The organism is Paenibacillus darwinianus (assembly GCF_000598065.1).
Taxonomy (GTDB): Bacteria; Bacillota; Bacilli; order Paenibacillales; family Paenibacillaceae; genus Paenibacillus_I; species Paenibacillus_I darwinianus.
Genome location: NZ_KK082161.1, coordinates 1 through 7,938, shown reverse-complemented (window position 1 = coordinate 7,938; position 7,938 = coordinate 1). Strand labels below are relative to the sequence as shown.

The 7,938-nt window shown below is 59.5% G+C and carries 8 protein-coding genes and 1 pseudogene; 2 read left to right on the top strand and 7 right to left on the bottom strand.

All coding sequences use genetic code 11. The annotated features are described in order from the left end of the window. The 5 genes from BG52_RS16075 to zwf form a co-directional block, all read right to left on the bottom strand. On the bottom strand, nt 1–197 hold a 197-nt coding region (locus BG52_RS16075; protein WP_190287507.1), incomplete at its 3' end, for a hypothetical protein. A gap of 95 nt (nt 198–292) precedes the next feature. Next, a complete protein-coding gene (locus BG52_RS08545; RefSeq protein ID WP_036581499.1) occupies nt 293–1,108 on the bottom strand; it encodes an alpha/beta hydrolase in 816 nt (271 codons plus the stop codon). A gap of 201 nt (nt 1,109–1,309) precedes the next feature. Beyond that, on the bottom strand, nt 1,310–2,890 hold the full coding sequence (locus tag BG52_RS08540; protein ID WP_036581502.1) for a peptide chain release factor 3: 1,581 nt from the start codon (nt 2,888–2,890) through the stop codon (nt 1,310–1,312). A 63-nt stretch (nt 2,891–2,953) separates the two neighbouring features. Further along, nucleotides 2,954–3,583, bottom strand: a complete 630-nt coding sequence (locus tag BG52_RS08535) for a cyclase family protein (protein WP_036581504.1) — start codon at nt 3,581–3,583, stop codon at nt 2,954–2,956. A 90-nt stretch (nt 3,584–3,673) separates the two neighbouring features. Next, nucleotides 3,674–5,233, bottom strand: a complete 1,560-nt coding sequence (gene zwf / locus BG52_RS08530; protein WP_036581507.1) for a glucose-6-phosphate dehydrogenase — start codon at nt 5,231–5,233, stop codon at nt 3,674–3,676. A 311-nt stretch (nt 5,234–5,544) separates the two neighbouring features. Between zwf and BG52_RS08525 the strand changes: the two genes are divergently transcribed. Beyond that, the gene (locus tag BG52_RS08525; protein WP_036581509.1) at nt 5,545–5,904 is read left to right on the top strand and encodes a hypothetical protein; all 360 of its coding nucleotides are present in this window, start codon (nt 5,545–5,547) and stop codon (nt 5,902–5,904) included. 226 nt (nt 5,905–6,130) lie between these two features. After that, on the top strand, nt 6,131–6,841 hold the full coding sequence (locus tag BG52_RS08520; protein ID WP_036581512.1) for a hypothetical protein: 711 nt from the start codon (nt 6,131–6,133) through the stop codon (nt 6,839–6,841). Between the two features lie 178 nt (nt 6,842–7,019). Here BG52_RS08520 and BG52_RS08515 read toward each other — a convergent pair whose 3' ends face one another. Together BG52_RS08515 and BG52_RS16070 are read right to left on the bottom strand one after the other, a co-directional pair. After that, a complete protein-coding gene (locus BG52_RS08515; protein ID WP_223298957.1) occupies nt 7,020–7,712 on the bottom strand; it encodes a molybdopterin-binding protein in 693 nt (230 codons plus the stop codon). 18 nt (nt 7,713–7,730) lie between these two features. After that, nucleotides 7,731–7,938, bottom strand: a pseudogene (locus BG52_RS16070) (gephyrin-like molybdotransferase Glp); the annotation flags it as partial.

The window sequence follows — 7,938 nt, the reverse complement described above, 5'->3', positions numbered from 1 at the left end:
AGCGGCGACACATAAGCCGCCGGCTGCTCTGCCGGAGCGGTAGCCAGTCCGCCCCCGTCCGCATTGTCGATTACGGCAGTTGTCGTTTCTCCTTCTACGGTTGGACCATTGGTCCCGCCCTGGCTGCAAGCCGTCGCCAAAAGCGTCATCATCAACATCAACAGCATCCCCAGCCGGAATGCCGATTGGTTACGCACCACTGGTTTCTCCCATCCTTTACGCCGCTTGTCGGTTATTTCCGCTCCTTCCATTAAACCATACTACCCGCCGTTTGTCCTTCATTTCTTGCGCGTTAAATGCTCCAATGATGCCATTCCTGCTGCCGCTTCTCCTGAAGTTTCAGCCAGTCCAGCGTATGACGTATCGCTTCCTCCTGATGGCGCCGCGTGGAATAGGTGTGATCCGCCTGGAATACGATTTCCTTATCGCAACTCCCCTCCGAACGCGTCCATAGCACCTTCTGCATGAGAAAGCTGTAATCGGCCGGGATGACATCGTCGCTCGTCCCGTGCAGCAGGAGCACGTCGCCGCTGAACCGGGCTGCCGCCTGAAAAGGCTGATGCTCGGAAAGCGAATCGAAGAAGGACGGCTGCAAGGAATAACCCGCGTAGTCCGCGCTGCCCTTCTGAACAGCCTCGTCATACGCTTTGCGGCCGACGATCCGCACGATATCATTGAACGGATACCCGACCGCCGACCAGAGTGCCAGCTGCTTCACACGCTTGTCCCGGACTGCGGTGAGCAGCGCCGTCGCGCCCCCGAGGCTGTGACCGAGCAGCGTCACGCGCCGTTGGTCGACCGAATCCATATCATGAATGTAATCGAGTGCGGTTCTTGTCTGACCGATCATCGAATCAAGGCCGAGCGCCCCGTAATCCCCGCTGCTCTCCCCGCAGCCTCCGTAATCGAATCGAAGCACGTAATAACCCGCGTCCGCCAGCGCGCGCGCCGTCTTCACGAACAGCCGGTCGACCCCGATGCGGCTGCCGACAAAACCGTGGCATATAATAACCGCCGGAGATTTGGACTCGCCGTTCGTCTGCTTCGGATAATGCAAGGTCGCCGCCAGTTCCAGATCGGCATGTCTTAACGTCAACGATTTCTCCATTTTTCACGCACTCCTCTTAAAACCTTTTAATCCGATTAATTTACTTGGTTATATAATACGTGTGCGGTTTCCGTTTGTCAATGATCGACTTATATTTCCCATGAACGAAAAAAAACCGCTTCGCCGTGGAGGCGAAACGGGTTGCGCATGAATGTAAGTTAAGTCAGCGGACAAAGAGTACGACCGGCATGCAGCCCTCCATTACGGCGCCGTCTCAAGGAAAGTCGTGTTCGGGTTTTTGTCCATCGCCGTCCGCATCGCGTATTCGTTCTCGAACAGCACGACAAAGTTGCCATGTTTATCCTTGACGAGCTGCGAGTTGATGCGGTACTTGGACGGATCCACCTCGCCGGTAATCCAGCGCGCGAACTGGAACTGCATCCGGTGCAGCTGGATGTCGACGCCGTATTCGCCCTTCATGCGGTATTCGAACACCTCGAACTGCAGCTGTCCGACAACGCCGAGAATCGTTTCCTCGAAGCCGGTCGTCTGGAACACCTGAATTGTGCCCTCCTCCGTCAGCTGGTCGATTCCCTTCTGGTACTGCTTATGCTTAAGCGCGTTCTTGACCGTCACCTTCGCGAACAGCTCCGGCGAGAACGTCGGAAGCTCGTCGAACGTAATTTCACTGCCCTGGGAAAGCGAGTCCCCGATTCGGAATATGCCCGGGTCAAACAAGCCGATGATATCGCCGGGATACGCCGATTCGACGATATCCCGGTCTTGCGCGAGAAATTGCTGCGGCTGGGACAGCTTGATATCCTTGCCCGCCCGCACGTGCTTGACGCTCATGCCGCGGTCGAAGCGGCCGGAGCAGATACGCAGAAAGGCGATCCGGTCGCGGTGGGCCGGATTCATGTTCGCCTGGATTTTAAATATATAGCCGCTGAACTTCTCGTTTGTCGGCTCCACTTCGCCGCTTGTGCTCTTGCGCGGCGCAGGAGGCGGAGCCAGCTTCAGGAAGTTTTCCAAAAAGGTCTGCACGCCGAAATTGTTCACCGCGCTGCCGAAGAAAATCGGCGTCAGCTCGCCGCGGCTGACCTTCTCCAGATCGAACGGGTCGCCCGCGACGTCCAGCAGCTCCAACTCCTGGCACAGCTGATCGTGCAGGAAATCTCCCGCCATCTCGCGGATGATCGGGTCCGTGTAGCTGTCGACCTTGCGAACCTCGATCTTCGAATGATCCTTGCCCTGGAACAGCTCCACCTGATTGTTCATCCGGTCGTACACGCCGCACAGCTCGCGGCCCATGCCGATCGGCCAATTCATCGGCACCGAACGGATGCCGAGCACGCGCTCAAGCTCCTCCATCAGCTCGAACGGACTTTGGCCCTCCCGATCGAGCTTGTTGATGAAGGTGAAGATCGGTATGCCGCGCTTGCTGCACACCTGGAACAGCTTGATCGTCTGCGCCTCGACGCCTTTCGCGACGTCGATCAGCATAACCGCGCTGTCTGCGGCCGTGAGCGTCCGATAGGTGTCTTCGCTGAAGTCCTGGTGACCCGGCGTATCCAGAATGTTCACCCGATGGCCGCTATAGTCGAACTGCATGACCGAGGACGTTACGGAGATGCCCCGTTGCTTCTCGATTTCCATCCAGTCCGACGTCGCGTGGCGGCTCGCCTTGCGCGCCTTGACGGAGCCGGCCTCGCGGATCGCGCCGCCGAACAGCAGCAGCTTCTCGGTCAGCGTCGTTTTGCCGGCGTCCGGGTGAGAGATGATGGCGAAGGTCCGTCTTCGCTCGACCTCTTGTTTGATTTCTTCGGTTAACGGTTTGCTCATGCCAGGTAAATTCCCCTCATCTGAAACATTAGTCCATGCTTGATGTGCCCTGCCGCGGGACGGCTAAGCGTTGCCGATCAGAAAAGCGCGCGCCGGTGCGCCGTCAATGCCGGTCAGCTTCAATGGCGCAATGACCATGAAATAGGTGCCGGGAGCCACATCCTTGAGGCGAAGCCCCTCTGCGATAATAATGCCGTTGCGGAAAAGCGGCCGATGCGTCGTGTACTCCGGCTGCGATCGTTCAATGCCGAGCGAGTCGATGCCGACGCCGCGAATGCCGACCTCGATCAAATGGCGCGCGCCGTCCTCGTTCACGAATATGAAATCCGGATCGAACGCTTCGGTGAACGAGTTCTGTGTCTTCAGCAAAATCCATTCGCCGCGCTGCAGATTATGCGGCTTCAAATCCTCGCTGCCGACGCCATCGACGCCGACATGCGTCAGATCGAGCACGCGGCATGTGCCGACGAGCTGCTCCAGCCCGATCGTTTCGATCGTAGCACCATCCTCCAGCATATGGAGCGGCGCGTCGATGTGCGTCCCTCCGTGGCAGTCGATATCGATGCGCGTCTCATGCGTCCGGCCGGTCTGAAAATTCGAGGAATTGTAGATTTTCGGCTTCTTCTCCTCTTTATTTTTATACACCGTCATGCTGTCTTCAATCGTCATGGAAATATCGATGATTTTGAACATGATGAACGAACCCTCCTCCGGTATTTGCTCTTGTGTCCCATTTGCAGCTTACGGCTCCCGCACATACGGGAGCCGTTGCTTCATGCCTTATTATTTTCCGCTGTTGGTCACCCAAACAACGTTGTCCTCGTCCTGACCGTTCACCGGCCACCAGAAGAAGCCGTCCTCCCCGAGCAGGGTGTCGGATTTCTTCGGTCCCCACGAGCCCGCCGGGTACAGCTGCAGGTCGGAAGACGTTTCGCGCCATGCGGCCGCGATTTTGTCCACGAACGTCCAGGCATGGGCCACTTCGTCCCAACGGGTGAAGTAGGTGGAATCCCCTTGAACCGCATCGTGGATCAGCGTCTCGTACGCCTCCGGCGTGTTGATGCCGATCTGGCAGCTTTGGCAGAATTCCATCGCGACAGGCTGGATCTCCGAATCGGAGCCCGGGCGCTTCGCGTTGATTTTGATATAGATGCCTTCCATCGGGTTGACCCGGATGACGAGCAGATTCGGCGACAGGCTGCTCTTGCGGGAGAAAAGAACATGGTCGGGCGCATTTTTGAACTCGATGACGACCTCGGTCGTCTTCACCGGAAGCCTTTTGCCGGTACGGATGTAGAACGGCACGCCGGCCCAGCGGAAATTGTCGACGAACACCTTGGCCGCAAAATACGTCTCGGTCGTGGACTCGGGATTCACCGAATCCTCCTGACGATAGCCGGGCAGCGCTTTGCCCCGCAGCGAACCCTCCGCATACTGTCCGCGAATGACGTTCTTGCGCACGTCGTCCGAGGAGGCAAACTGGCGCAGCGAGCGGAGCACCTTCACCTTCTCATCGCGGATGTCCTCGGGATGCTGGCGGCTCGGCGGCTCCATCGCGATCATGGTCAGCATCTGCAGCATATGGTTCTGGCCCATGTCGCGCAGCGCGCCGGATTTATCGTAGTAGCCGCCGCGGTCCTCGACGCCCACCGTCTCGGACAGCGTAATCTGCACATTGGCGATATGCTTGTTGTTCCAGAGCGGCTCGAAAAAAGCGTTGGCGAACCGGATAACCTCAATGTTCTGCACCATTTCCTTGCCGAGGTAATGGTCGATCCGGTAAATCTCCTCTTCCCTGAACACCTGGCTGAGCTGCTCGTTCAACAGCTGCGCCGACGGCAGGTCGTATCCGAACGGCTTCTCGATGACCAGGCGGTGCCAGCCTTTCGATTCCAGCAAGCCGCCTTCGCGCAGGTTGAAGGAAACGGGGCCGAACAGCTCCGGCGCCAGCGCCAGATAAAAGAGCCGGTTGCCCGGAATGCCGAACTTCGCGTCGAGCTCGCCGGACAGCTTGTTCAGCTCACGGAAGCCGTCAGGGTTATGGATGTCAAGCGACATGTACACAAAATGCTGCGCGAACCGGTTCCACAGTTCGGAATCGGTCGGCTTGTAGCGGCAGAACTCGCTGATCGATTCGTACAGATCGGAACGGAACTGCTCGTTCGTTCGTGGACGGCGGGCCAAGCCGACGACTGCGAAATCCTCCGCCAGCTTGCCTTCCTTATATAAGCTGAACAGAGCCGGAAACAGCTTGCGTTTCGCCAGATCGCCTGTTGCGCCGAACAAATAAAATACCGCACCGGCAGTTAAACCCGGCTGCTGTTGGTTGAATTGTTCCGTCATTGTTCCTCATTCTTTCCTATGTATTTTGGGTATTGACAGCCACCGCACGATATGTAGTGTACCATAACCGCAGAAGAATCGCTATCGAACGACAAGAAAAATCGGCCAATGCCAGTCGCCGCGCCGCGCTATGGATGGCAAGCCTTGTGATCCGCGGGATTCCGTCGGTCAGCGGCCATCCGTTCCCGTTCGCCTTCATGAGCGGACCGCTCCGGCGAAAGTTGGGCGTGTGTCCCTTGGGTGATTGACCATACGCTAACGCCCTTGGGTGAATACACTGCTTGCAGGAACATTAGGGAGGTGTCAACCACATGGAACCGATTTATCCGCTTCACGAGGATCGGATCGGGCCGCTCTGCGGCAATGTCGTGTGTATCGTTATGAAGGACGGCACAGAGCATGTCGGGGTTCTGACAGGCTGCCGGGGGGGACGGCTGTATTTGAACGGCGACCCGAAGGGAATGGCCGGAAGCCCGAAAATCCGGGGCAGCCGGGCACAGAGCCGGACGTCCAAGCCGAACAAAACGGCGCAGGGCAAGCACACTGCTTCAACGGCCTTCACCCGAGCAGCAGGGTACGGCCCGGGCTATTATCCCGGCCCTTATTACCCGTTCGGCGCCGCTCTTGCCGTCGACCTGGCGCTTATCGCTTTGCTCTTCCTGGTCATTTAATCGGCAGCCGTTGTTCCTCAAGGAGCTTCCCCCCGCGGAGGAGCCGTCCGCAGCTGCCCGGTCCGCCGCCCATGTCCGCGTCCGGTCCGGGCCTTACATATGCCCCCGGTCACAGAGCCCATTGCCGACCGTCATGGACATACCGGATCAATCGGCTTAAAATAAAGGCGACAGGCATTGTACCGGCTATCGACTGTCCATGTGCATGCAAGGGAGGCGATGTTTCATGCTCTCACCGGCCGTTCTGCGCCGGAAGACTGCGGTTGAAGCGCTGCAGCCGATCCGACCGCTCCTTCCATGGGACCGGGAAGCATTCATGCTCCGGAAGAACCTAGCAGGCAGCACTCCCGAGAGTGACGGGCGCGCGCAGATGAAGCGGTTTCGCGAGGCCGCCGAACGCATGGCCGCCTGGCTGTCCCAGTTGAAGGACGCCCGCCGCTTGATACAGGATTTGATTTCCCCTGCGGCGGCCGCCTGGAGTCAACGACCTATCGGGTCATCCGATGCGGACGCCGTCGTCGAGCAGGTGAAGCAAGCGGTCGACGTGATAAGCGGGCTTGACGGGCTTTTCCGCGAGTATACAGCGTATCTGAATCCGTCCATCGGACAGAGCATCGGCTTGGTCATGAACACCGGAGCCGCCGAACGGCTCGGCATCTCACCGGCTGCTGCGGGCGGCTGGAAGCTGGATGAGATGAAGCTAGGCATATCGATCGAAGAGCGGCCGGAGCTGACGGAACGCGATATGAAAGGCGCCGAGGGATGGGCAACCGGTGTTAGCCGGCTATTGGACCGCCTCGGGCAGAGTCCGGTTCAAAGCCTGCTGAGCCCGGCTCTTCGTTCGCCGGAGACCTATTCCTATACCAGCGGCGGTTCAAGCATCTATACCAACCCGCAGCCACCTGCAGCCGGATGGTTGTTGGATTCGCTCGTCTGACGGGGGCGGAGCCCGGGTGTTTGCCATACGGGCCCGCACTCATCCGCCTTGATAATCGTTCCGGGACACATCCCCGCCGAAATGAAGAACGGCCTTTCCAATCGTACGGAGCCCATGGCTTCCGCGCCGATTGGAAAGGCTGTTTCTATTTCTTCTTACAGCGGCCCGCCATCAGCCGCTAGGGTAGCACAATGGCCTGAACCGCCATGCCCGCTTCCGCCCCTTCACGTCCGGCCGAAATGCGCACCAGCGCATTCGCCCAAGGCAGCGAGGCCATCATGCTTGATTGGCCGAACGCCAGCGGGTCGACGTAGAGCCGCCCTCCCTGTTCGAACAGCTTGGCGCGCACGTACCGGTCATGCGGCGAGCCTTTGGTCACCGGGCCCGCAAGCTCAGCGGTAACCGTACGCGGCAGCGGATCGCCGCAGCCCTGCATGCGCAGCAGCGTCGGCCTTGCGAACAGCTCAAAACCGACATAACACGCACCGGGATTGCCCGAAAGCGCGAACAGCGGCTTGCCGTTCACCAGCGCCGCCGACGTGGGCGAGCCCGGCCGCATCGCGACCTTGTCGAACAACAGCGAGCCGCTCAAATCAGCCGCAACCGGCGGCTCCTCGTATGCTGCCGCCTTGACCGGTGCCGTTCCACCGGAACCGGCAGCCCGGTCGGTAACCGGCCCAATCGCTGCGGTGGCTCCTTGTCCAATCTCGCCGGCTGCGCCGCCTGACGCCGAAGCGGTTTTGAGCTGCCGGAGCAGCCCCGCCATGATATCGTAGTCGCCAACCGAAACACCGCCTGTCGTCACAACGGCATCCGCCTCGCGAAAAGCGGCCGTCAAGGCGGACACGATCATCTCCGGATCATCCGTCAGCCGGCCGTAAGGCAGCGGCTAGCAGCCGGCATCCTTCACGAGCGCGGCGACCATCGAGCTGTTGCTGTCGCGGATGCGGCCGGGCTCCAGCGGCGCCTCGATCGACAGCAACTCCGTCCCGGTCGCAAAAATCGCGACGCGCGGCCGCCTCACCACGCTTAGCTCGGCATAGCCGAACGTGCCAAGCAGCGCGATATGGCCCGGGCGCAGCCGCTCGCCGGGCCTT

Excerpts from the sequence above, each read along its gene's own strand:
- BG52_RS08535 (WP_036581504.1), bottom strand. The coding sequence starts at position 3,583 with ATGTTCAAAATCATCGATATTTCCATGACGATTGAAGACAGCATGACG.
- BG52_RS08520 (WP_036581512.1), top strand. The coding sequence starts at position 6,131 with ATGCTCTCACCGGCCGTTCTGCGCCGGAAGACTGCGGTTGAAGCGCTG.
- zwf (WP_036581507.1), bottom strand. The coding sequence starts at position 5,233 with ATGACGGAACAATTCAACCAACAGCAGCCGGGTTTAACTGCCGGTGCG.
- BG52_RS08545 (WP_036581499.1), bottom strand. The coding sequence starts at position 1,108 with ATGGAGAAATCGTTGACGTTAAGACATGCCGATCTGGAACTGGCGGCG.
- BG52_RS08540 (WP_036581502.1), bottom strand. The coding sequence starts at position 2,890 with ATGAGCAAACCGTTAACCGAAGAAATCAAACAAGAGGTCGAGCGAAGA.
- BG52_RS08525 (WP_036581509.1), top strand. The coding sequence starts at position 5,545 with ATGGAACCGATTTATCCGCTTCACGAGGATCGGATCGGGCCGCTCTGC.